Annotated in this window: 19 protein-coding genes; 10 read left to right on the top strand and 9 right to left on the bottom strand. The window is 62.2% G+C overall.

Translation table 11 applies throughout. The features are described from left to right. Positions 1–19: 19 nt before the first annotated feature. Both creD and creC read right to left on the bottom strand, forming a co-directional pair. A complete protein-coding gene (gene creD / locus AB6O04_RS02440; RefSeq protein WP_368562071.1) occupies positions 20–1396 on the bottom strand; it encodes a cell envelope integrity protein CreD in 1377 nt (458 codons plus the stop codon). Between the two features lie 360 nt (positions 1397–1756). After that, entirely contained in the window at positions 1757–3187 is a 1431-nt protein-coding gene (gene creC, locus AB6O04_RS02445) for a two-component system sensor histidine kinase CreC (RefSeq protein ID WP_368562072.1), read from the bottom strand. 11 nt (positions 3188–3198) lie between these two features. On the opposite strand from creC, the gene AB6O04_RS02450 reads away from it, so the two are divergent. Next, complete coding sequence (locus AB6O04_RS02450; protein WP_368562073.1) at positions 3199–3459, top strand: hypothetical protein; 261 nt, start codon at positions 3199–3201, stop codon at positions 3457–3459. Here AB6O04_RS02450 and creB read toward each other — a convergent pair. Both creB and AB6O04_RS02460 read right to left on the bottom strand, forming a co-directional pair. Beyond that, entirely contained in the window at positions 3456–4133 is a 678-nt protein-coding gene (gene creB / locus AB6O04_RS02455; RefSeq protein ID WP_368562075.1) for a two-component system response regulator CreB, read from the bottom strand. The genes AB6O04_RS02450 and creB overlap by 4 nt on opposite strands. Positions 4134–4185: 52 nt before the next feature. After that, the gene (locus AB6O04_RS02460; RefSeq protein WP_368562076.1) at positions 4186–4881 is read right to left on the bottom strand and encodes an FMN-dependent NADH-azoreductase; all 696 of its coding nucleotides are present in this window, start codon (positions 4879–4881) and stop codon (positions 4186–4188) included. A gap of 100 nt (positions 4882–4981) precedes the next feature. Here AB6O04_RS02460 and AB6O04_RS02465 point away from each other — a divergent pair, with 100 nt between their 5' ends. Further along, the gene (locus AB6O04_RS02465) at positions 4982–5953 is read left to right on the top strand and encodes a LysR substrate-binding domain-containing protein (RefSeq protein ID WP_368562077.1); all 972 of its coding nucleotides are present in this window, start codon (positions 4982–4984) and stop codon (positions 5951–5953) included. Positions 5954–5970: 17 nt separating this feature from the next. After that, positions 5971–6825 (top strand): 23S rRNA (adenine(2030)-N(6))-methyltransferase RlmJ, encoded by an 855-nt coding sequence (locus AB6O04_RS02470; RefSeq protein WP_368562079.1) that lies wholly within the window; start codon positions 5971–5973, stop codon positions 6823–6825. 227 nt (positions 6826–7052) lie between these two features. Here the strand turns inward: AB6O04_RS02470 and AB6O04_RS02475 are convergent, their stop codons facing one another. The 5 genes from AB6O04_RS02475 to AB6O04_RS02495 all read right to left on the bottom strand — a co-directional run bounded on the left by AB6O04_RS02475 (position 7053) and on the right by AB6O04_RS02495 (position 12809). Then, positions 7053–7409 (bottom strand): DUF3325 domain-containing protein, encoded by a 357-nt coding sequence (locus AB6O04_RS02475; RefSeq protein ID WP_368562080.1) that lies wholly within the window; start codon positions 7407–7409, stop codon positions 7053–7055. After that, entirely contained in the window at positions 7406–8953 is a 1548-nt protein-coding gene (locus AB6O04_RS02480; RefSeq protein WP_368562081.1) for a PepSY-associated TM helix domain-containing protein, read from the bottom strand. The genes AB6O04_RS02475 and AB6O04_RS02480 overlap by 4 nt, the downstream gene beginning before the upstream one ends. 10 nt (positions 8954–8963) lie before the next feature. Then, a complete protein-coding gene (locus tag AB6O04_RS02485) occupies positions 8964–9308 on the bottom strand; it encodes a DUF3649 domain-containing protein (RefSeq protein ID WP_368562083.1) in 345 nt (114 codons plus the stop codon). Positions 9309–9335: 27 nt separating this feature from the next. After that, positions 9336–11492: a TonB-dependent siderophore receptor gene (locus AB6O04_RS02490; RefSeq protein ID WP_368562084.1), complete on the bottom strand. Its 2157-nt coding sequence runs from the start codon at positions 11490–11492 to the stop codon at positions 9336–9338. 384 nt (positions 11493–11876) lie between these two features. After that, entirely contained in the window at positions 11877–12809 is a 933-nt protein-coding gene (locus tag AB6O04_RS02495) for a cation diffusion facilitator family transporter (protein ID WP_368562085.1), read from the bottom strand. A gap of 109 nt (positions 12810–12918) precedes the next feature. Between AB6O04_RS02495 and AB6O04_RS02500 the strand changes: the two genes are divergently transcribed. The 7 genes from AB6O04_RS02500 to nfi all read left to right on the top strand — a co-directional run bounded on the left by AB6O04_RS02500 (position 12919) and on the right by nfi (position 21339). Then, a complete protein-coding gene (locus tag AB6O04_RS02500; RefSeq protein ID WP_368562087.1) occupies positions 12919–13464 on the top strand; it encodes an N-acetyltransferase family protein in 546 nt (181 codons plus the stop codon). A 312-nt stretch (positions 13465–13776) separates the two neighbouring features. Then, a complete protein-coding gene (locus AB6O04_RS02505) occupies positions 13777–14052 on the top strand; it encodes a DUF4242 domain-containing protein (RefSeq protein WP_368562088.1) in 276 nt (91 codons plus the stop codon). Positions 14053–14604: 552 nt separating this feature from the next. After that, positions 14605–17853, top strand: a complete 3249-nt coding sequence (mfd, locus tag AB6O04_RS02510) for a transcription-repair coupling factor (RefSeq protein ID WP_368562217.1) — start codon at positions 14605–14607, stop codon at positions 17851–17853. Positions 17854–17894: 41 nt separating this feature from the next. Further along, positions 17895–18641 (top strand): alpha/beta fold hydrolase, encoded by a 747-nt coding sequence (locus tag AB6O04_RS02515; RefSeq protein ID WP_368562089.1) that lies wholly within the window; start codon positions 17895–17897, stop codon positions 18639–18641. A gap of 33 nt (positions 18642–18674) precedes the next feature. Continuing rightward, positions 18675–19214, top strand: coding sequence for a histidine phosphatase family protein (locus tag AB6O04_RS02520; protein ID WP_368562091.1), 540 nt, complete (start codon positions 18675–18677; stop codon positions 19212–19214). A 288-nt stretch (positions 19215–19502) separates the two neighbouring features. Further along, complete coding sequence (locus AB6O04_RS02525) at positions 19503–20366, top strand: DNA ligase (protein WP_368562092.1); 864 nt, start codon at positions 19503–19505, stop codon at positions 20364–20366. 265 nt (positions 20367–20631) lie between these two features. Beyond that, on the top strand, positions 20632–21339 hold the full coding sequence (gene nfi / locus AB6O04_RS02530) for a deoxyribonuclease V (RefSeq protein WP_368562094.1): 708 nt from the start codon (positions 20632–20634) through the stop codon (positions 21337–21339). The last annotated feature ends 357 nt before the right edge of the window (positions 21340–21696 follow it).

Raw genomic sequence — 21696 nt, forward strand, 5'->3', positions numbered from 1 at the left:
TATTCACGCTTCGTGCCACTCAGCGCAATGAAGCACTCAGGTCATACCAGTCGATCTTGCGAGTTACCCACATGATCACCGCCAGGATGCCGAACAGCATCAACGAACCCATCAGCAACGCGTTGTCTTCCGAAACCAGCAAGCCGTAGAGCACGCCGTACAAAGCGGTGAGCATGGTGGCGAAGCCCGCCGCGCGCAGCCAGCTCTTCAATACGCCGGATAGATAGACGAACTGCAGGCCGATACAGGCGACCGCCGAGATCAGGTAAGCCTTCCAGAAGTCGATGTGCTCGGACAGGCTGAGCAGCAGCAGGAAGAAGATCGCTAACGCCAGTCCCACCAGCAGATACTGCAGTGGGTGGATCGGCAGTCGCTTTATGAGCTCGAACAACGCGAAGCCGACGAACGTCAGCACCACGAACAGGATGCCGTACTTGCTGGCGCGGTCGGCCTGGGTATACACATCGACAGGATCCACCAAGCTGATGTCGACGCTGTCCAGAGCGCCGCTGCTGCTGCCTTCATCGGACGACGAAATCGTTTGAGCGTAGGCGCTGGAATCGCGACGGGTCAGCTTGCCGCTACTTGTGGCCAACTGACTTTGTGCAGCACTGGCCAGCGATGATATTTCCCAACTGGCGCTGAAACCGTCCGCGCCAATCTTGCGATCGTTGGGCAGGAAACGCCCCCCGAACAAGGGATGCGGCCAAGCCGAATGCAGCGAAATATGGTTACTGTCGCCCAGCGGCGCGATGCCCAGGGATTGCGTACCGGCCAGCGTCAAGTCCATCTCCAGCCGGCTTGAAGGCAACGCAAGCTCGCTCTTCGGCAGAATTGCGTGCATACCTGCCATCCGGTCGGCCATCACGCCCGTACCCGACTCCAATGCCAACGGTCTTCCATCTATTTTCAATGTGGGCGTACCGACGAAACCGCGCACATCGGCAACGCCCAGGACAACGTAAGGCTCACCGTAGATGCGGTCGGAGACTTCGGTGATGGGCAGTTCATCAAAATCGGCTTTGACGTTCGCCTTCAACTGGAACACGCGCACGTCGTACAGTCCTATCCTGCGCTTGTCAGGCTTGAGCCCTCCCTCAATGCTCAGACGCTTGGGTGTCTGATAGATATAGCCTTCGGTTACTTCATCACGCACTTCAGGCTGGCCGCTGGCATTGGTTACATTGACTTTGCGCGTCGCCTTCCATGGCACGACACGCAGCGGCCCCACCAATTGCTGCGGGCCTGCCATGCTTTGGGATACTCGTTCCACCGCTTGCGCCCGATAGCGTTCGCGGTCATTGATAGTGCCCCGGATCATCATCAAGGGAATCAGCAACAGCAGCACCAGGCCGCCGATGGTGAGGAAACGCAACAACAAACGTAATGACTTCATGGATTTCGCCCCGGTTGAATACGAGGCGAAGCTTGCCGGTGCCATGTGGTGGCGGTTTGAGCCGAGTTTGAAGTCTGTGTGAAGCGCAGGGTGTAGCTTTCCTGCACCTATCTGGATCTATCCTTGTGGGAACGACGGCTTTCAACAGCCGAATGGCTGGTCAAGTCGCGACCGGAAGAACAATCAAAAGCTTTAGACACGGATCAACACAAAAAAAGCGAATAAAGTATTGAAAGCTTTTTATCCGTGTTCATCTGCGTTGATCCGTGTCCAAGAGCTTTTAGACTTCCGGTCGCGACTTGACCAGCCATTCGGCTGTTGAAAGCCGTCGCTCCCACAGGGACAAATAAAGGGATTCGCCTAAACCACCGGCAACCGCAGCGTCGCCATCGCCCCGCCTAGCTCCAGATTGCACAGATCGCTTTCGCCGCCATGCAGCCGCGCGACTTCGGCTACGAACGGCAGGCCCAGCCCAGAACTGCGTGGCTCACCACCCGGTCGCGACAAGGAGTAGAAGCGTTCGAACACCCGGTCGTAGGCGTAGTCGGGGATACCCGGGCCCTGGTCGGTCACCCGGATCTCCAGCATGCCGTTGTCGACCTCGCTGGACAGGAATATCTTCCCGCCGGGAGGCGAGAATGCAATGGCGTTGTCCAGTAAGTTGGATAGCGACTGACGCAACAGATACGGATCGCCTTGGACGACCGCTTGCGGATCTTCGACGTTCACCGATAAAGCCAGGCCTGCCGCGGCCAGTTTGGCCGACACGCCCTCCCCGGCTTCCGCCAGCAACGACGCCACGTTGACCGGTTCATGCTTCTGCAGCCAACCGTGCTGTTCCACTTCGGCCAGTGCCAACAGCTTGTCGATGGTTTCGGTCAGCCGTTGTTGCTGGGTCTGGATGTTGTGGGCGAAGCGCTTGCGATCTTCTTCAGGAAGCGGTTCCTGCAACAGTTCAGCCGCGCCACGAATCGCGGCCAGCGGGCTCTTCATCTCGTGGGTCAGCGACTGCACGTATTGCTCGACGTACGCCTTGCCTTCCAGCTTTCGGCGCATTTCCTCGACAGCGCGGCCCAGGTCGCCGATCTCGTCACGGCGTGGCGGCGGCGGGCGGGCGGGTTGCCCGGCGCTGACCGCCTGCGCGTATCGATTCAAGCGTTGGATACCACGCACCAGCCACCACGTGATCAACGCGCCGATCAAGGCCGACAAGCCAATCAACCACCCACCTTGTCGCATGATGGCGCGCTGGCTGGCGGCGATGAAAGGATCGATGGTGCGGTTGGGCTGGGCGACCGTCAGCACCCCGATCAACCTGTCGCCGTCGCGGATCGGCGCTGCGACGTGCATGACGGTGCGGGTCGTGTCGTCGGGCGTCTCCGGGCTGGATCGCGCGCCGTACTCGCCGCGCAAGGTGCGATAAACATCGTTCCAGCGTGAATTGTCGCGACCGATATCGCGGCCTTGCGAGTCGTAGACCACGACGCCCCGCGTATCGGTGACGGTCACGCGATAGTCCAGATGACGCTTGGGAAAGCGCCACACTTGCGCGTTCAGATCGCGAAGGTTGGCTTCATTGATGCGCTGGGCGAATTCGCCGTCGGCGATGCGGCCCGCCTTCATATCATCGGCCGCCATCACTGCCAGCACATTGGCCGCGTCAACCAGCGTCGATTCCATCGCCTGGCGCACGCCCGGCTTTACCTCGTTGACGAAGACGCGCATCACGAAGAATGCCGCCAACCCCACGATCAGGAAAAAACCCAGGAACAACCGCAGGCCTAGGCGCATTAGAGGGTGTTATGAACTTTGGGGTGAGTGCGAAGGCCGCTGTTGCGGTGCCAGGCAAGGCGCACGCCGCCGGGCAGGCCGGCCGCCTGGTCAAGGCGTGCAACGCGGCATGGCGCCGCAACAGTGGCCTTCCCGAAGGGTTGTCCGCCAGCGCCGCCGCAGCCGCGTTGCCCGGCTTGCCTTGGGCACCACCCAAGGACGGCGCCAGGCGTCTTGCTGCAACGGCGCTGGCGGACAACGCATCTCATCCCAAAGTCCATAACACCCTCTAAACCTCTATCGCATAGCCGATACCGCGGTGCGTGCGGATCGGGTCGGGATCGGCGCCGGCGGCGCGCAGTTTGTTCCGCAATGTCTTGATGTGCGTATCGACGGTGCGGTCGGTGCTGTCGGCGTCGCTGTCCCAGCCGCGGTCCATCAGTTGCGTACGGCTGAGAATCGCGCCGGGCCGTTGCAGCAGTGCGGCCAGCAGCGCGTATTCGTAGCGGGTCAACTCCAGCACCTGCCCGCGGAAACGGATGCGGTGGCCTTCATGATCGATGGCGAAATCGCCTTGCACCGCCCAGTCCTTCGCCTCGATTACAGCATGAGTGCGACGCAGTCGTGCGCGCACCCGCGCGACCAATTCGCGCGGCGAGAATGGCTTGGCCATGTAGTCATCGGCGCCCAGTTCCAATCCCAACACCCGGTCAATCTCGTCGTTGCGTGCGGTCAGGAAGATCACCGGCACATCGCTGAAGCCACGCAATTGGCGGCAGACATCGAAACCGCTGACATCCGGCAACCCCACGTCCAGCACCACCAAGTCCACACCGCCGGCACGCAGCCGTGGCTCCACGTCGCGCCCCAGCAGGCAGTGCTCGGCACTCAGACCCTCGCTGCGCAGCGCATACAGCACTGCGTCGGCGATGGCGGGTTCGTCTTCGGCAACCAGGATCGTCGGCATGGTGCGCAGGATATAGGGCAATGGCGCCGACAGGCCATGTGCGCGCCGTTCCTCAGGCGCATGCTGGAGCCGTGGTCACCTCGTCGGCCAACACCTCCACCCAACGATCCACTTCGGCTTCGGCGTGCTGCAACGACTGTGCCAGGCGCTCGTCGCCGAATTCGTCGTATTCCACCGCCACACTGGCGGCGAAATCGATCCCCAGGTATTGCAATGGCGTGGCGACGCCACTTTCCACATGGTTGGCGTGCGCCAGTCGCTGGCCCGGCCCATAACCGAAATCGCCACGCGCACTGACAATGATCAGGCGTTTGCCCTGCCCCGCCAGCATGGGCCAGTAGGGTTCACCCGAGCGGCTGCGATCGAATCCGAACGTGCGCCCTACCCGGACCACGTTATCTAGGTAGGCCTTGAACGGCGCGGGCATGCCGAAGTTGTACATGGGCACTCCAGCGACGATGAGATCGCTGGCCGCCAACTCATCCACCAGCCGGTCGCTTTCCGCCAGCACCTCCTGCATCCAGGGTTCTCGCTGTTCCGGCGACGTGAACGCCGCGTGGATCCACGCACCCGTGACGGGCGAAGGAGGCGAAGCGCCGATATCGCGATGGGTCACCGTGTCCTCCGGCCGCAATGCGTGCCACCGTTCGACGAAGCGCGCACTGAGCCTGCGCGTGTGCGAGCCATGGGCTTGCTGGTCGGAACGACCCGGGCGTGCACTGGCATCCAAATGCAGAATCCTGAACATATCTCACCTATGATTGGAGTGGCTGGGATGAACAGATCCCGTTGAAGCCATGATTCCAAGCCATAAAAACCAAGAAAAGCGATGATTTCTTTGCCATAACATGAAAAAAATTCACCTTAAGCAGACTCGCCTTGGACGACAACTGCCGCCGCTCGGCTCTCTGCGGGTGTTCGAGGCCGCCGCACGCTACCTGAGCTTCCGGCGCGCAGCCGACGAACTGGCCATCACGCCCACCGCGGTCAGCCACCAGATCCGCACACTGGAGGAACGCCTGGGCGTATCGCTGTTCAAGCGGCAATCCCGCGCAGTGCAGCTCACGCGCGCAGGCGAAACCTTGTTCCCCGTGATGCGCGGCGCGCTGGACGATATCGCGCAGACGCTGGATAGCTTACGACCGGGACTAGCGCGCCCTGTCGTCACGCTATCCGTCACGCGAGGATTCGCGGCGCGCTGGCTGGTACCGCACCTGTCTGGCTTTGCGGCAACCGGCGCTGAGATCGACCTGCATCTGCATGCTTCCGATGAACCGGCCGACCTGCACAACCACCGCGCGGATCTGGCGGTGCGCTACGGCAGCGGCCAGTACCCGGGCATGAGTTCGGAATATCTGCTGCCCAACGAATTTCTTGCCGTCGCCAGCCCGTGGCTGGGACCGCTGGAACCTGCGCAACTGGCACGTACTTCCATCCTGACCTACGACTGGCGCTTGCAGGATGAGCAAACACCGGACTGGCCACGCTGGTTCCGCGAGGCCGGATTGGCGATGCCCAAAGGGATGCGTCTGCTGCATTTCTCTGACGAAGCGCACGCCATCCAGGCTGCGATCGCCGGACAAGGCGTGGTGCTGGCCAATCGCGTGCTGGTGGTGGATGAACTTAACAACGGAACGCTACAGGCGTTGCCCGGTCCGGTACTGCGCGGGTTCGACTCGCATCTGGTTTGGCCAACCAGCCGTGATGAGGATCCTGCGTTGTTGCGTGTGCGGGAGTGGTTGAAAAGCGAGGCCGCGGCCTGCCAGCTCCACAGTTCTGCTTCCGCGAAGAAGCCGCCCGGGAGCCGCCATGAAGACTGACCGCGTAGACTGACGCCATGAACTATCGCCACGCCTTCCATGCCGGCAATCATGCCGACGTCCTCAAACACACCGTACTGCTGGCGCTGATCGACGCGCTGAAGCGCAAGGATTCGCCGTTCTTCGTGCTGGACACCCATGCCGGGCGCGGGCGCTACCTGCTGAGCGCAGTGGAGAGCCGCAAGACGGCCGAAGCCGATGCCGGCGTCCTGAAGCTGATGGGCGAGCCGAAAGCACCCGAAGTGCTGGAGCGCTACCTGCGTGCCGTGCAGGCCATCAACCCGGTCGGGGCGATGGTCGCTTATCCCGGCTCCCCCCTGCTGGTGGCGCAGGCACTGCGCGAGCAAGATCGGCTAGCAGCCTGTGAATTGCAGGAAGAAGAAGCACAGGCACTGAAGGAACTGTTCGCTCACGACGCCAAAGTGGCCGTGCACGCGCGCGACGGGTATGCCGCCATCAAGGCGCTGCTGCCGCCCAAGATCGGCGAAACCAAGTTCGCCCGCGGGCTGGTGCTGATCGATCCGCCCTACGAGGTTCAAGACGCCGAGTACCCGCAGATCATCGCCACCCTGCGCGAAGCGATGGCACGCTGGCCGAACGCGGTCTATGCCGTCTGGTATCCCATCAAACTGCGCCGCAGCCTGATGCATTTCTTCCGCAAAGCCGAAGCGCTGCCCGCCCGGTCGGCATTGCTGGCGGAACTGCAGATCCGCCCCGATGATTCCCCGCTGCGCCTCAACGGCAGCGGCATGCTGATCCTCAACTCGCCGTGGCAGTTCGACCAGACACTCGCTCCGGCTTTGCCGATGCTGAAACGTGTACTGGGCGAAGCCCGGGCATCCACACGCTTGGAGTGGCTAAAAAAAGAATAGGTAGGAGCGGCGTCCCGCCGCGAGCTCTTCCTATCAGATCGCGATAAAGGCTAAAGATCTCCTTGTAAATGCCTCTCCTGTGGGAGCGACGTGAGTCGCGACCGGAAACCAGCCATAGGCTTTAGACACGAATCAACACGGAAAAATCGGATAAAGCAAATAAGCTTTTCATCCGTGTCTATCCGCGTTAATCCGTGTCTAAGAGCTTTAATTTTCCCGGTCGCGACTCACGTCGCTCCCACAAAAGCTATAGCTACCACCACGATTGGTGCCAGCCACGCCAACCGCACCGCCCATCGCATGGCGAATGGCAGCAGCAGCGCCCACACCAACGCCGCCAGCATCAGTGCGCAGGCCCAAAGCACCGGCCCGAACTCCCAACCGATGGCATACACGCTGATCGCGAATGCGAGCATCAGCGCAAACCAGCCGCCGACACGCAGCTTCCGCCGCCGCGTTGCCGAAGGCGCGACGCCGAAGAACTCGCGGTGATGCCGTTCCATGCCCAGGCAAAGCAGGCACCAGCCGGCGTAACACAAGACAAGCGCCAGCGCGAAAATCAAACTCGGCGTCACCGCATTCATCGCGCTTCCTCCGCGGTACGCAGCCCCGCCGTACGCTGGCGGGCAGGCGCCTTGGCACGGCCGACACGCCAAGCCATCAGTCCGAACAACACACCCAACGCCAGTACGGTCAGATCCACCGATGCCATGACCCAATCGCCATTCGCCAACGTCACGCCCAGATGGCGGTCGGAGGTGGTGATCAGGTTCAACAGCGGTAGCCCACACAACAGCAGCGCAGTCACCGCGAACAGTTCGCGCCAGGCACGCGCCGGCGTGCGCACCCGCAGCACCGCCCACGCTGCCGCCAGAATCCAAACTGCACAGAACGCGTAGATTTCCCAGCTCTTTCGCCCGGCCAGTTGCATCGGGATCAAGCGGTTGGCCCATAGCATTGCGGCAACGGCAAGCGGCATGCCGGCTACCACACCAAGATTGAGCACACGTACCATCCCGTAGCCGGACAGTGCACCGGCTTCAGCCACGCGCTTCTCGCGTTTCTCCAGCCACACCTGCAAGCCGCTGGCCAGCATCACGCAACCCGCCAGGCCCAGCAGGAAGTACAGCCAGCGGTACAGGCTGCTACTGCCGAACTGTGCCATGTGCAGTCCGCCGAGGAACTGATACGTGTGGTACGCGGCGCCAGGCTTCGGTCCCTGCGCCATGAACTCCCCGGTAACGCCGTCGTAGTAAGCGGTGCGATGGTTCCAGGCGACATGGCGTGAGTGATCCAGTCCAATGCTGACCACGGTGGAGGCGTCGTCAGGGTGCTCTACCGAAACCAGCCAGGGCTCGCCGCCAAGACGCTCGCGCGCATCGGCCAGCATCGGCGCCAGCGGTGCACGCTGCGGAATTGGCTTGTGCATTTCTTCGCGATGCGGATGCGGCGCCAACTCGTCGAAGAAGGCCTCCATGTCGCTTTTGTAGACCAGATGCACGCCGGCCAACATGTAAGACGACACGAAGATCGCCACGCCGGTGTAAGCGATCATCAGATGAAACGGTAGGCCCAATACGCCAGTGATGTTGTGCCCGTCCAGCCATGCGCGCTGACCACCGGCGCGCGGACGGAAGGTAAAGAAGTCCTTGAAGATGCGCCGGTGGATGATCACGCCGCTGACGATCGCCACCAGCATCATCATCCCGGCCAAGCCAACCAGGTACATGCCGATGGTTCCGGCGTGCAGGTTGTAGTGCAGCGTGAAGAAGAACTCCCCGCCGGCACTGTCGGGCAGTTTCTCGCCGCTACGAGGGTCATAACTGTGCGTTGTGAATTCGCGGCCGACATCCCAGCCGCCCGCCTTGATCGCCGGATAGCGCGGATTCGGCATGTACAAGTACCACACGTGTGCCGAAGGATCTTCGCGTTCCAACCGCTGCATCACCTTGTCCATATTCGCGTCGGCCGCCACCAGCGCCGGCACGCCGGGCCGGGTCCAACGATCCAGTTCTGCGTCGAAGCAGGCGATGGTGCCGCCGACGAAGATCACGAACAGCAGCCAGCCGATGATCAGGCCCGACCAGGTGTGCAGCCACGCCATGCTTTGAGTGAAGCTGTTCTTCATGCTGGCGCCCTCAGATCCGCGCTGCTTGTTCGGCGAACAGATAAGCGACTGTATTGAGCACGCCGCCTACCGCGAGCAGCACCCACCACGCGCGCCACGCGCTACGAGCGGCGAACGCATACACCACTGCCGCGCACCACACCGCGAAGCACAACAGGCTGGCGGTGACCACGCGGTCGACCCGCGACATCGGCAGTACCAACGTCAAGAACGCCGTGCTACCCCAGGCGACGAAGTAGCCGCCAAACAGCGCTGCCAGCACACGCGAGGCGACGCCCCAACGAGTTGTACCGCGTGGTTGGGATTTCGCTGCCGGGCCTAAATCGGGATGATCGGGATGGGTGGCGGTCCGCATGATGTTCTCCTGAGTGGGCTTACACGCTTACCAGCGGTAGTTGGCCGAAAGGTTCACGCTGCGTGCGTAGCCGCCATAACAGACATTGCTGTCGCAGCTTATCGAATATTCGCGATCGAACAGGTTGCTGGCCGTCAGCGCGAACTGCCAGTTGCGCCACGGATAGCGCACTGAAGCATCCACCAGCGTGTAGGCGCCGGTGCGGACCTGTACCCGTTCGGCTGGATTCATCAGCGAGCCTCCGGTATAGAGCGTCTCACCGACGTAACGCACGCCCGCTCCCAGTTGCAGTCCCGACGCCGGCCCGGCCGGCAGCGTGTAGTCGAGGAACAACGATGCCGAATGCTCCGGCACACGCGGCAGCTGCGAGCCTTCATCGATCAGTCCACCGTTGTTGAGCACTTCCGTGTCGAGATAGGTGTAGGCGGCCGTCACGCGCGTGTTGGCGGCAATCTCCGTATTGATCTCCGCCTCGGCACCTCGCGAACGGCTCTCGCCGACCTGGACCTGCTGCATGGGATTGGCGGGATCGGTCACCACCATGTTCTCGCGGCGGAGATCGAACAGCGCGCCGCTGATCAGCACTGAACTGCCGATCGGCTGCCAACGCACACCCAGTTCCACCTGGCTCCCGGTTTCGGGCTTGAAGCCGCTGCTGTAAAGCGGCGAAAAACTCTCGCTGTAGCTCAGATACGGCGCGAAGCCATCTTCGGCCAGATACACCAATCCGGCGCGGCCACTGAACGCATAATCGGTAGTGGACGTCGTGCCTTCTATCTTCTGCCGCGCCTCGTCGTAGCGGCCGCCCAGCAGCAGCACCCAGCGATCATCGAATTTGATGTGGTCCTGCAAATACAGGCCGACCTGCCGCCCGTCGGTCACCATGCGCGCACCAGGCGGCACCGTCACCGGATTGCCGTAGATCGGATTCACCAGATCGAGGTTGGCCACATAAGGCAGACCCGTCACAGGATCATTGCCGCCGGTATATACGCCGTACTCGTCATTCTCGATGCGCTGCACGTCGATGCCGGCCAGCACCGTATGACGCACACGGCCGCGACCGAAGCTGGCCTGCAGCGATGTGTCGATGACGGTGCCGCGCGACAGTTCATCGCGCAGCAGGACGTAACGGGTGACTTCGGTTGGTTGCGCCGGGTTGAAGCCCACGATGCCGATCGTCCCGTAGTCCAGTTCGGTGCGGTTGTAACGGGCGTTCTGGCGAAACAACCACGTCTCATTGAAACGGTGCTCGAACGTGTAGCCGAAAGTGGCGTATTCACGGTCGAAACGGTCGAAGCCCGGTTCGCCCAGATAGCGGTCGCGCGGCACGTCGTAGTCCAGGCCTAGCAGATCACGGACACCGGGCCCCGGCTGGAAGGAGAAGTTGTAGCGACCGTCGTCCTTCTGCCAAGTGGCTTGCAGATCGAGCGAGGTCGATTCGTTGCTCCATGCCAGCGACGGCATCAGCAGCCATCGGCGGTTTTCGGTGAAGTCGACTTGATCATCGGCGTCGCTGCCTAACGCAACCACGCGATAGCGCCATGCGTCGCCCAGCGCGCCGCCAAAATCGGTGCGCAAGCTGACCCGGTCAAAGCTGCCATAGCTGACGCCCACTTCATTGACCTGTTCTCCCGTTGCGCGCTTGCTGACCTGATTGATCAGCCCACCGGGACTGCCGGCGCCGTACATCACGCCCGCCGGCCCTTTAAGCACTTCGATCCGCTCCAAAGCGTAGGGATCCAGCCGTGGCGCACTGAAAGTACCACCCTGCTGGCGCAGACCATCGCGGAACATATCGTTGACCGCGCTGAAGCCACGGATGTCCATCCAGTCGTACCGCGCATCGAAGCCGTACGGCAGGCTGATGCCGGCGGTATAACGCAGCGCCTGTTCGACCGTGGTGGCGCCGCGCTGTTCGATCTGCTCGCGCGTGACCACGCTGACGGATTGCGGGATCTCACGCAGCGGCGCCTCGACCTTGGCACCGACCCGGCCGCCCTCAACGTCATCGATACGGGCGCCGACCACCTCAACCGGCGCCAGCTCGGTGGCCCGATCGGCATCGGCGCTTTCAGCCGCCGCCAGTGGCGCGGCCAGCGCCATCTGCAGAGCAAACGCCAGTGGTGCAGTACGAAAAAGGAAAGGGCGGAGATTGATAGGGGACTTTTCGTTATTTTTCATCGGTCTTTATTGGGAATTCTTCATTAGAAGATGGAGAAAGATTCCCGCCGCCCCTCCTCGACGGCCCATGCGTCGGGGAACTGCCTAGCGGCTAAAGGCGATCCATTCCCAACAGCATATGAAAATCATTCTCATTAAAACCCGGACGTCGCCACGGGTCAAGCGGCGGGGAGCCGAGATCCTATATTGATGGTCAATCTGCCATGTGGCAGCGCGGACATAGCCATACTGTGGGAGCGACGTAAGTCGCGACCGGAAACATCAACGTCGCGACTTACGTCGCTCCCACAAGGAATTCATCCGCGCTTTTGTAGAGCCGAGCAAGGGCCGTTCTACGTCATTAGCCTTGCATCGCCTCGCCGATTCGGACGAGAAACTCGCTCTCTACACCGGCGCAGCAGCACCCGGTTCCCCTTCCCGATCAGGCTCGAAAAAGCTCCAACGAACCACCGGAAATTGCTGCTTGAGCTCAGCTTCAACCCGGTCGATGTCGCTCAGCAACGCCTGCGCGCTGACGGTTTCCCTCATCACCGCCTGCACCGAGACCACCACATCGTTGCCCATCTGCATGGTGATGACATGGATCAGCTTGCTGATCTCCGGGCGTCCACCCAGCCACTGGCTGATTTGCGTTCCCAGTATCGGGTCCGCGCTCTGCCCTATCAGCAGGGCTTTGACTTCGATCGCCACCATCACCGCGACGACGATCAACAACGCCCCGATCACTATCGTGCCCACCGCATCCCAAATGGGATTGCCGGTGATCACCGACAGCAGCACCGCCATCAACGCGAACACCAGGCCCAGCAGCGCAGCCAGATCCTCACCGAAAATCACCACCAGCTCGGCCTGGCGGCTGTCGCGAAACCAGCGCCACAGCGAACGTTCGCCGCGTGCTTTGTTCACCTCCTGCATGCAGGCGCGCATCGATACTGCCTCGGCCGCAATGGCGAAAACCAGCACGCCCGCCGCCCACCACCATTGGTTCAATGGTTCCGGGCTCTGAAACTTGTGCACGCCTTCATAGATCGAAAACATGCCGCCGACGCTGAAGAGCATGACCGCGACCAGGAACGACCAGAAGTAGATGGCGCGGCCGTAGCCCAGCGGATGGTCCGGCGAAGGAGGCCGCGTTGCCTGCCGCAAGCCCAACAGCAACAACAGCTGGTTGCCGCAATCGGCCAGCGAGTGCACGGTCTCCGCCAGCATGGCGCTGGAACCGGTCACGAAGGCCGCCACGCCTTTGGCAACCGCAATCGCAAAGTTCGCACCCAGCGCAAAAAGAATCGCCCGCGTAGAATCGCCGCCGCCTGCCATGGAATGCTCCCTTTCTGTGAATGCCGGTGAGTCTAGCAAGCAGATGCCAATCGTCGTGCAGCGGGCTAGAACAATCTTTCACGGGGACCATGGGAGTATCCAAAACCATATGACTGCGCCGAAAAGACTCCCACCCTGGCACGAACGCTTCCGCCTCCCCAGCGGCCGGGAGCTGTTGATCCGCCCGATCCGCCCGGAGGACGCTGGCCCCATCCAGGGCGCGTTCTCGCTGCTGGAGCCGGAAGAGATCCGCCAGCGGTTCTTGTACGCCTTGACGGAACTGACCCCGGAAATGGCGCACCGGCTCAGCCACCCGGACCCACAGACCGAATTCGCGCTGGTCGCCGCGGAACCGCTTCCCCCTGGCGAAGCCCTGGTAGGCGCGGTCGCTCGCGCATCGGTCACCTCCCGTAGCCGCGATGCGGAATTCGCCATCTTGGTCAGCCATTTCATCGCCGGCCAGGGCTTGGGCCGGCACCTGATGCGCCGGCTGGTCAAATGGGCCAAATCCAAGAAGCTGGAACACCTGTACGGCGACGTGCTGGACAGCAACCAGCCCATGCTGCAGTTGGCCGAATCGCTGGGATTCCACCGGGTGCGGGAACACGACACGCCTGGATTGGTGCGGGTCGTACTGAACCTTGGCGACGACTAGCCCAACCGATTCTTTCACCATAGCCGCCGTCTGAGCCGGGCCGCTCGTGGCCGGCCAGGGGCCCGCACCGCGTTGCATCTTACGAATCTGCCCACGATCCTGCTGCGCTCGGCAGCGGCCCGCGTGCCGTGCTCGCGATGCTCACGTATCCCTATGCGTTGCGCTTGCCCGCTCCGCCACCGGCCGCCCTGCCTTCGCAGGAGGCTTACGGCAGGCACCTCCTCATTCCAAAACAGTGCGCACGACTATTCTGAATCTCGTGCTCGATGCCAGCCATGAAACCGGGCCACAGGCCCATACAAGGAATAATCCATGCCCAGATATGTCATAGAGCGCGATATCCCCGGCGCCGGCCAATTGACGACAAGTGAACTCAAGGCCATTTCGCAGAAATCGTGCGCCGTGTTGGACGGCATGGGGCCACAGATCCAGTGGCTACAGAGCTACGTCACTGGCGACAAGGTCTACTGCGTCTACATCGCACCGGACGAGGCGACGATCCGCGAGCATGCCCGCCAGGGTGGTTTCCCGGCCAACCGCGTATCCCAAGTGACCTCGGTGATCGATCCGGTCACCGCCGAGACGTGAGGGGCCTGAGAACGTCTGGGGGCGTAGCCCGGACCTACATCGCAACCACCCAAGAAGGCGGGCCCCACGCGACCTGTGCTGAACTCTGCTGACATGGACTGGCACAGCGACCAGCTAAACTAAGCTCCCTTTTTGCGCTGGGCGCGACCGCGTCCGGCGCTGCTGCCGTTTTGTGTGCCGATGCCTGCCGATTCCAAATCCCTGCGTTCTTCCCTTCCCCTGCTGCCCAAGAGCGGCCAGCTGCGTGCCTGGTGGCGCGCGCCGGCGTCTCCGACCGCCCTGGCGTGGTTCCTTGCCCAGGCCGCCGAAGCGCATGACGGGCCTTTGTTGGCCGTTGCTCGCGATACCCAGGGCGCGCATCAGCTGGAAGCCGACCTGCACACGCTATTGGGCACGCGCGGCGACTTGCCGGTGCTGCCGTTCCCGGATTGGGAGACCCTGCCGTACGACCGCTTCAGCCCACACCCCGACATCGTGTCGCAGCGCTTGGCCGCCCTGCACCACTTGCCCACACTGAAGCGCGGCATCGTGGTGGTGCCCGTGCAAACGCTGATGCAGCGTTTGCCGCCATTGCGCTACGTGATAGGCGGCAGCTTCGATTACCGCGTGGGCCAGACGTTGGATTTCGATGCGGAGAAGCGACGTCTGGAAGCGGCCAGCTACCGGCACGTGCCGCAGGTGCTGGATCCTGGCGATTTCGCGGTGCGCGGCGGATTGCTGGATGTCTATCCGATGGGCGCCGACGCGCCGCTGCGGATCGAACTGCTGGACGACAGCATCGATTCCATCCGTGCGTTCGATCCCGAATCCCAGCGCTCGCTGGAGAAGACCGATGCGGTGCGAATGTTGCCCGGCCGCGAGGTTCCGCTGGACGAAAACGCGATTGAACGCGCCCTGGGCACGCTGCGCGAACGCTTCGACGTGGATACACGCCGTAGTTCGTTGTACCAGGACTTGAAATCCGGCCTGGCGCCTGCGGGCGTGGAGTACTACCTGCCGCTGTTCTTCGAGCAGACCGCCAGCTTGTTCGATTATCTGGGCGAGAAAGTGCTGCCGCTGCTGGCGGACGGCGCCCATGGCTCCGCCGATGCGTTCTGGGCACAGACCCAGAATCGCTACGAGCAGCGCCGCCATGACATCGAACGCCCGCTATTGCCACCGGAAGAGTTGTACCTGCCGCCGGATACCTTGCGCGAACGACTGAATCAGAAACCACGTATCGAAGTCTGCGGACCCGACCACCCGCGCCATGCCGAAGCGCAGGCATTGGGCGAACAACCCATGCCGCCACTACCGATTGCCGCCAAGGATGCCGCGCCAGGCGAAGCCTTGAAGTCCTTCCTGGCGCATTACCCGGGACGCGTATTGATTGCCGCCGATTCGGCCGGCCGCCGCGAGGCATTGCTGGAGGTGTTGCAGGCGGCGGAACTACAGCCGGAAGTCGCCGGAAGCTTTACCGCTTTTCTATCAGATCGTCATCCCCGCGTAGGCGGGGATCCAGCGACTTTTGCCTCTGACCGCGGCAAAGAAGCCAAGACGAAGTCACTGGATTCTCGACTGACCAGCCATTCGGCTGTTGAAGACCGCGGGAACGACGGTTTAGCTGCTATCGCGCTTCCACGCTTCGCCATCGCCGTCGCACCACTGGAAGACGGCTTCGCGTTGGACGAACCGCGCATCGCGGTACTCACCGAGCGCCAGCTTTTCCCCGAGCGCGCCACGCAGACGCACCGACGCAAGCGCACTGGGCGCGAGCCCGAAGCGATCATCCGCGACCTGGGCGAATTGAGTGAAGGCGCACCCATCGTGCATGAGGACCATGGTGTTGGTCGTTATCGCGGACTGGTGGTGCTGGAGGCCGGCGGCACGCCCGGCGAATATTTGGAGATCGAGTACGCCAAGGGCGATCGCCTGTATGTCCCGGTCGCACAACTGCACCTGATCAGCCGCTATTCCGGCGCATCGGTGGAAACCGCGCCGCTGCATTCGCTGGGCGGCGAGGCCTGGACCAAAGCAAAGAAACGGGCCGCAGAAAAGGTACGCGATGTAGCCGCCGAACTGCTGGAAATCCAGGCACGCAGGCAAGCCCGTGCCGGACTGGCGCTGCCGCTGGACCGCGCGATGTACGAACCCTTCGCCGCCAGCTTTCCGTTCGAAGAAACACCGGACCAGCATCACGCCATCGAATCGGTGATCCGCGATCTTGGCAGCAGCCAGCCGATGGATCGCGTGGTCTGCGGCGACGTGGGCTTCGGCAAGACCGAAGTCGCCGTGCGTGCCGCTTTCGCTGCTGCCAGCGGTGGCAAGCAGGTCGCGGTGCTGGTGCCGACCACGCTGCTGGCCGAACAGCATTACCGCAATTTCCGCGACCGCTTCGCCGATTGGCCATTGCGCGTGGAGGTTCTGTCGCGCTTCAAGACTGCCAAGGAGATCAAGGCCGAGCTGGAAAAATTGGCGGAAGGCAAGATCGATGTCATCGTCGGCACACACCGCCTGTTGCAGCCCGATGTGAAGTTCAAGGACCTGGGGCTGGTGATCGTGGACGAAGAGCAGCGCTTCGGCGTGCGCCAGAAGGAAGCGCTGAAGGCGCTGCGCGCCAACGTCCACCTGCTGACGCTCACCGCCACGCCTATTCCGCGCACCTTGAACATGGCCATGGCGGGCCTGCGCGACCTGTCCATCATCGCCACGCCGCCGGCCAACCGCATGGCGGTGCAGACGTTCATTACACCATGGGACCCGGCGTTGCTGCGCGAGTCCTTCCAGCGCGAACTGGCGCGCGGCGGGCAGGTGTATTTCCTGCACAACGATGTGGAAAGCATCGGCCGCATGCAGCGCGATCTCTCTGAACTGGTGCCGGAAGCACGCATCGGCGTGGCCCACGGACAGATGCCGGAACGCGAGCTGGAACAGGTCATGCTGGATTTCCAGAAGCAGCGCTTCAACGTGTTGCTGTGCACGACGATCATCGAATCCGGCATCGACATTCCCAACGCCAATACCATCGTCATCAACCGCGCCGATCGCTTCGGCCTGGCGCAGTTGCATCAGTTGCGCGGCCGCGTCGGCCGTTCGCACCACCGTTCGTATGCGTATCTGGTGGTGCCTGAAAAGCGCAGCATGACCGCCGATGCCGAGCGCCGCCTGGAAGCCATCGCCGCCATGGACGAACTGGGTGCGGGCTTTACCCTGGCCACTCACGACCTGGAAATCCGTGGCGCCGGCGAACTGTTGGGCGAAGATCAGAGCGGCCAGATGGCCGAGGTCGGCTTCAGCCTGTACACCGAACTGCTGGAGCGCGCGGTGCGTTCGATCAAGCAGGGCCACCTGCCGGATGTAGACCTGGGTTACGAGCATCGTGGCGCCGAAGTGGAACTGCATGTGCCGTCGTTGATCCCGGACGACTACCTGCCGGACGTGCATACGCGCCTGACGCTGTACAAGCGCATCAGCAGCGCGCGTGACATAGATGAGCTGCGCGACCTGCAAGTGGAGATGATCGATCGCTTCGGGATATTGCCGGACCCGGCGAAGTATTTGTTCGCTACAGCGGAACTGAAACTCACCGCCACCGCACTTGGCATCCGCAAGCTGGAGCTGGGCGAGAACGGCGGCCGCATCGTGTTCGACGCCAAGCCCAACATCGACCCGATGGCGGTCATCCAGATGATCCAGAAGCAGCCCAAGTTGTACGTCATGGATGGTCCCGACAAACTGCGCATCAAGGTGCCGTTGCCGGAAGCGCCCGACCGTTTCAACGCGGCCAAGGGTCTGCTGACCACGTTGCGGCCGGCGGCCTGAGCCGTGCTGTCCTTCTCATTCCTAAGTCTTGGGTCTTACTGATGTCCGCTTCTACGCCCATTGTTTTCGTGCACGGATTGATAGGCACCTTGCAGGTGCCCGACCTGTCGATTCACTTCGAACCGACAAAGACACTGGCGCCCGATCTGCTGGGCTACGGCGATCTGAAGAATGTGCCTGCGCATGAGGTGAGCTTGCCGGCGCAGGTCGCCCACCTGGATCGGGTTCTACGGCAGAACTTTGGCGATGAGCCGGTGCATCTGGTGGGACATTCCGTCGGTGGCGCCATTGCCGCGCTGTTCGCGCATGCTCATCCGGAGCGGGTCGTGGATCTGGTTAGCGTCGAGGGCAACTTCACGCTGAAGGACGCCTTCTGGTCCGCGTCGGTAGCAGGCATGTCCCAGGAGCAAGCCGAAGCGATGCTGGAAGGTTTCCGCACGGACCCCGCTGCGTGGCTGGCGCGTGCCGGAGTGTCGGCGGAACCGCTACTGGCTGAAGTCGCATCCCGCTATCTCGCGCAACAGCCTGCGTCAACCGTGCGTGCGATGGCGCGCTCGGTTGTCGAAGAAACCGGTTCGCCCGGCTATTTGCCCAAGCTACGCGATGTCTTTTCGCGTCATCGCGTCCATTTGCTGGCGGGCGAACGTTCCCGGCCCGGCTGGGACGTGCAGGATTGGGCATTGCGCCAGGCCAACAGCATCACCGTCATCCCCGGCACCGGCCACATGATCATGCTGGAACAACCGCAAGCCTTCGCAAGCATGGTAAAGAAGGCGCTTCAGGGATAGCGAACGCTCATCTCTTCATCCTGGACGGTCGCCATGCCCCATAAACACGCTCTCCTGCATTGCTGCTTTCTGCTGGCTAGCCTGGCCGTGTTGGCGGGATGCGCGTCGGCGCCACCGTCCCATCCCGGCAGCGGTGGCAATGAAGTCAGCTTCATCGTCGTGCGCCACGCCGAGAAAGCCAACGACGACCCCGAAGATCCCACGCTCACGGCTACGGGGCGTGAGCGCGCCGGCAGATTAGCGACGTTGCTGGCCGATGAACCCATCACCGCTGTCTACGCCACCGAGTTCCGCCGTACTCAGCAGACCGCCCAGCCCGCTGCGGATCAGCATCGTGTGCCGGTGACGCATTACTTCTCGAAAGGCACTATCGCGGAATTAGCCGCGCAATGGCTGCGGCAGCACCGCCAAGGCGCGGTGTTGATCGTCGGCCACAGCAACACCGTGCCAGAAATCGTGGGCGCCTTGTCGGGACAGAACGTCGAACCGATATCGGACAGCCAGTACAATCGCCTGTACCGCGTGGACATCGGTGCCGATGGTGTCGCCCGACTGACGCAGAGCGAATACTAAGCCAGAGTTTTTCCACCGGGCGCGATCTAACGCTGCCACGCACGCTCTTGTAGGAGCGGCGTCCCGCCGCGAGCTCTTCCCCGAATCACCATTTGCCACACAGGTGCACACGCGACACAGTTTGTTCGCTCCAAACGCTCACAAGAAAATCGGGAAACTCTGACACTCCTCTCAGACCAGTTCACCGCGCACTGAAAGTAAGCTGCACCGGCATCGGACGATGCTGACGGACACCATCGGAACTCGGCGCTATTGCGCATTCGATGCACACTCAAGGAGGAGTCAAAAATGTCTTTTCTTCGCACGTTCATTCTGCTGCTGGCCTGTCTTGCGCCACCCGCACTCTCGGCTGGCGAGAATGCACCACCTCGGCTGATGCTCGCCACCGACTACAGCGGTGGCAGCGACGTTTCCAGCTATTGGGTGAGCGAGAAGCTGGACGGCGTGCGCGGCCGCTGGGACGGCCGGCAGTTGTGGACTCGCGGTGGTCAACGTGTCTCGCCGCCAGCCTGGTTCACGGCCAAGTGGCCGAACGTGGCAATGGATGGCGAGCTCTGGATGGGACGCGGCCGCTTCGATGAAGTCAGTGCGTTGGTGCGTTCAATTCAGCCGGACGATGCGGCGTGGCGCCAGGTGCGCTTCATGGTGTTCGATCTACCTGATCATGGCGGCGCATTCGAAGCGCGTGTCATGCGGATGCGAACGCTGCTGTCCGCGGTAGGTGTGGCATGGCTGCAACCCGTCGCACAATCCCGCTTCGACGATGCAGAAAAACTCGATGCACGGCTCAACGAAGTCGTCGCCGCCGGTGGCGAGGGGCTGATGCTGCATCATCGAAGCGCACGCTACTCGGCCGGCCGCAGCGGCAGTCTGCTCAAGTACAAACCTTTTCAGGATGCCGAAGCCCGCGTAGTCGGTCATGCGCCAGGCAAAGGTAAATACGTGGGCATGATGGGCGCGCTGCTGGTCGAGTTGTCGGATGGCAGGCGATTTCGCCTGGGCACTGGTTTCACCGATGTCCAACGAGCCGAACCGCCAGCCATTGGCAGCATGGTCACCTACCGCTACAACGGGCTTACGTCCAAGGGGCTTCCGCGTTTCGCGCGTTTTCTGCGAGTTCGCCATGACCCACCACCGCCTGACCCGCAATGAACATCCGTGCGACGCGCCGGGCGATTCGTATCGAGTACTCACTTCGAATCGCTCTTCAACAGCCGAATGACTCGTCATCAAACATTCCCGTCATCCCGGCGTACGCCGGGACCCAGCGCCTGTACCAGGAGCCGCGTTGACCAGTAGCGCTGCTGAGGAGCTCTTCAACAGCCGAATGGCGGGTCATGACGTCATGCCTGAATGCTCCTGCGCATGCACACCATGCAAACATTCCGGCGTTAACCTTATCCGCATGAATGACACGATGCGATCAGACCTATTCGGCGACTGGGACGGCAGCGTAGCGGCGGCCCGCACCTTGCAAGCCGAACTCGCGCAGCGCGTTTTGTTGCGGGACGACTTCCCCGAGCCGCATCTCCTTGCAGGCTTCGATGTCGGCTTCGAGGACGAAGGCACCCGCGCCCGCGCGGCCGTGGTGCTGCTGAATGCACATACGCTTCAGCCGGTCGAGGCGCATATCGTCCGTGTTTCCACGCCGATGCCGTACGTGCCTGGGCTGCTGAGCTTCCGGGAATTGCCGGCCTTGATGGAAGCGAAAACGATGCTGACGCGCATGCCCGATCTGGTCTTCGTGGATGGCCAAGGCATCGCCCATCCACGCCGGCTGGGTATCGCCGCTCACTTCGGCGTGGTCACCGGACTTCCCACCATAGGCGTCGCAAAAAAAGCCTTGTGCGGAAACTACGAAGAACCCGGCCCACAACCGGGCGATCGCAGTCCGCTGCTGCACCGCGGTGAACAAATCGGCTGGGCCCTGCGCAGCAAACGGCGCTGCAATCCGCTGATCGTGTCACCCGGACACCGCGTATCCATGGAAACCTCCGCGGCGTTGGTGCTGCGCTTCCTGGCTGGCTACCGGCTGCCGGAACCCACGCGGTTGGCCGACCGCTTGGCATCGCGGCGTGGCGAAGTGAGCATTCCGACGCCCCCGGCATCTAACGGATTGCTTTGATCAGGCTGCTCTAGAGCGATTTTGCCCGAGTGCTGACAAGCCATCGTTCTGGCCGGCCAATGCTTTTGCTGGGATCGTTGAACGCGGCGGACAGTTTCCGCGCGCCGCAGGTGTTGTTGTTCTTTAACGCGTGCCGGAAAAGCAAAAGCAAATCCCCCTCGATCCCCCTTTAGAAAGGGGGAGGCAGAGCAAAAGGTCCGCTTACACTTTCGCTCTTGCTCTTGATTCCCTATTCCCTATTCCCTATTCCCTACTCCCTACTCCCCCATTCCCCCATTCCCCCATTCCCATCCCAGCCCATCGCGCAACGGACCGTTTCCGCAACGACGACAGACTTTCGCCTAAGCCATGCGATCC

This window comes from Pseudoxanthomonas sp. UTMC 1351 (assembly GCF_040948865.1).
In the GTDB taxonomy this organism is placed as follows: Bacteria; Pseudomonadota; Gammaproteobacteria; order Xanthomonadales; family Xanthomonadaceae; genus Pseudoxanthomonas_A.

Excerpts from the sequence above, each read along its gene's own strand:
- AB6O04_RS02500 (WP_368562087.1), top strand. The coding sequence starts at position 12,919 with ATGACTGCGCCGAAAAGACTCCCACCCTGGCACGAACGCTTCCGCCTC.
- creD (WP_368562071.1), bottom strand. The coding sequence starts at position 1,396 with ATGAAGTCATTACGTTTGTTGTTGCGTTTCCTCACCATCGGCGGCCTG.
- AB6O04_RS02490 (WP_368562084.1), bottom strand. The coding sequence starts at position 11,492 with ATGAAAAATAACGAAAAGTCCCCTATCAATCTCCGCCCTTTCCTTTTT.
- creB (WP_368562075.1), bottom strand. The coding sequence starts at position 4,133 with ATGCCGACGATCCTGGTTGCCGAAGACGAACCCGCCATCGCCGACGCA.
- nfi (WP_368562094.1), top strand. The coding sequence starts at position 20,632 with ATGCGATCAGACCTATTCGGCGACTGGGACGGCAGCGTAGCGGCGGCC.
- AB6O04_RS02465 (WP_368562077.1), top strand. The coding sequence starts at position 4,982 with ATGAAAAAAATTCACCTTAAGCAGACTCGCCTTGGACGACAACTGCCG.
- AB6O04_RS02505 (WP_368562088.1), top strand. The coding sequence starts at position 13,777 with ATGCCCAGATATGTCATAGAGCGCGATATCCCCGGCGCCGGCCAATTG.
- AB6O04_RS02475 (WP_368562080.1), bottom strand. The coding sequence starts at position 7,409 with ATGAATGCGGTGACGCCGAGTTTGATTTTCGCGCTGGCGCTTGTCTTG.
- mfd (WP_368562217.1), top strand. The coding sequence starts at position 14,605 with ATGCAGCGTTTGCCGCCATTGCGCTACGTGATAGGCGGCAGCTTCGAT.
- AB6O04_RS02485 (WP_368562083.1), bottom strand. The coding sequence starts at position 9,308 with ATGCGGACCGCCACCCATCCCGATCATCCCGATTTAGGCCCGGCAGCG.
- AB6O04_RS02515 (WP_368562089.1), top strand. The coding sequence starts at position 17,895 with ATGTCCGCTTCTACGCCCATTGTTTTCGTGCACGGATTGATAGGCACC.
- AB6O04_RS02495 (WP_368562085.1), bottom strand. The coding sequence starts at position 12,809 with ATGGCAGGCGGCGGCGATTCTACGCGGGCGATTCTTTTTGCGCTGGGT.
- AB6O04_RS02520 (WP_368562091.1), top strand. The coding sequence starts at position 18,675 with ATGCCCCATAAACACGCTCTCCTGCATTGCTGCTTTCTGCTGGCTAGC.
- AB6O04_RS02525 (WP_368562092.1), top strand. The coding sequence starts at position 19,503 with ATGTCTTTTCTTCGCACGTTCATTCTGCTGCTGGCCTGTCTTGCGCCA.
- AB6O04_RS02470 (WP_368562079.1), top strand. The coding sequence starts at position 5,971 with ATGAACTATCGCCACGCCTTCCATGCCGGCAATCATGCCGACGTCCTC.
- AB6O04_RS02450 (WP_368562073.1), top strand. The coding sequence starts at position 3,199 with ATGAACTTTGGGGTGAGTGCGAAGGCCGCTGTTGCGGTGCCAGGCAAG.
- AB6O04_RS02460 (WP_368562076.1), bottom strand. The coding sequence starts at position 4,881 with ATGTTCAGGATTCTGCATTTGGATGCCAGTGCACGCCCGGGTCGTTCC.
- creC (WP_368562072.1), bottom strand. The coding sequence starts at position 3,187 with ATGCGCCTAGGCCTGCGGTTGTTCCTGGGTTTTTTCCTGATCGTGGGG.
- AB6O04_RS02480 (WP_368562081.1), bottom strand. The coding sequence starts at position 8,953 with ATGAAGAACAGCTTCACTCAAAGCATGGCGTGGCTGCACACCTGGTCG.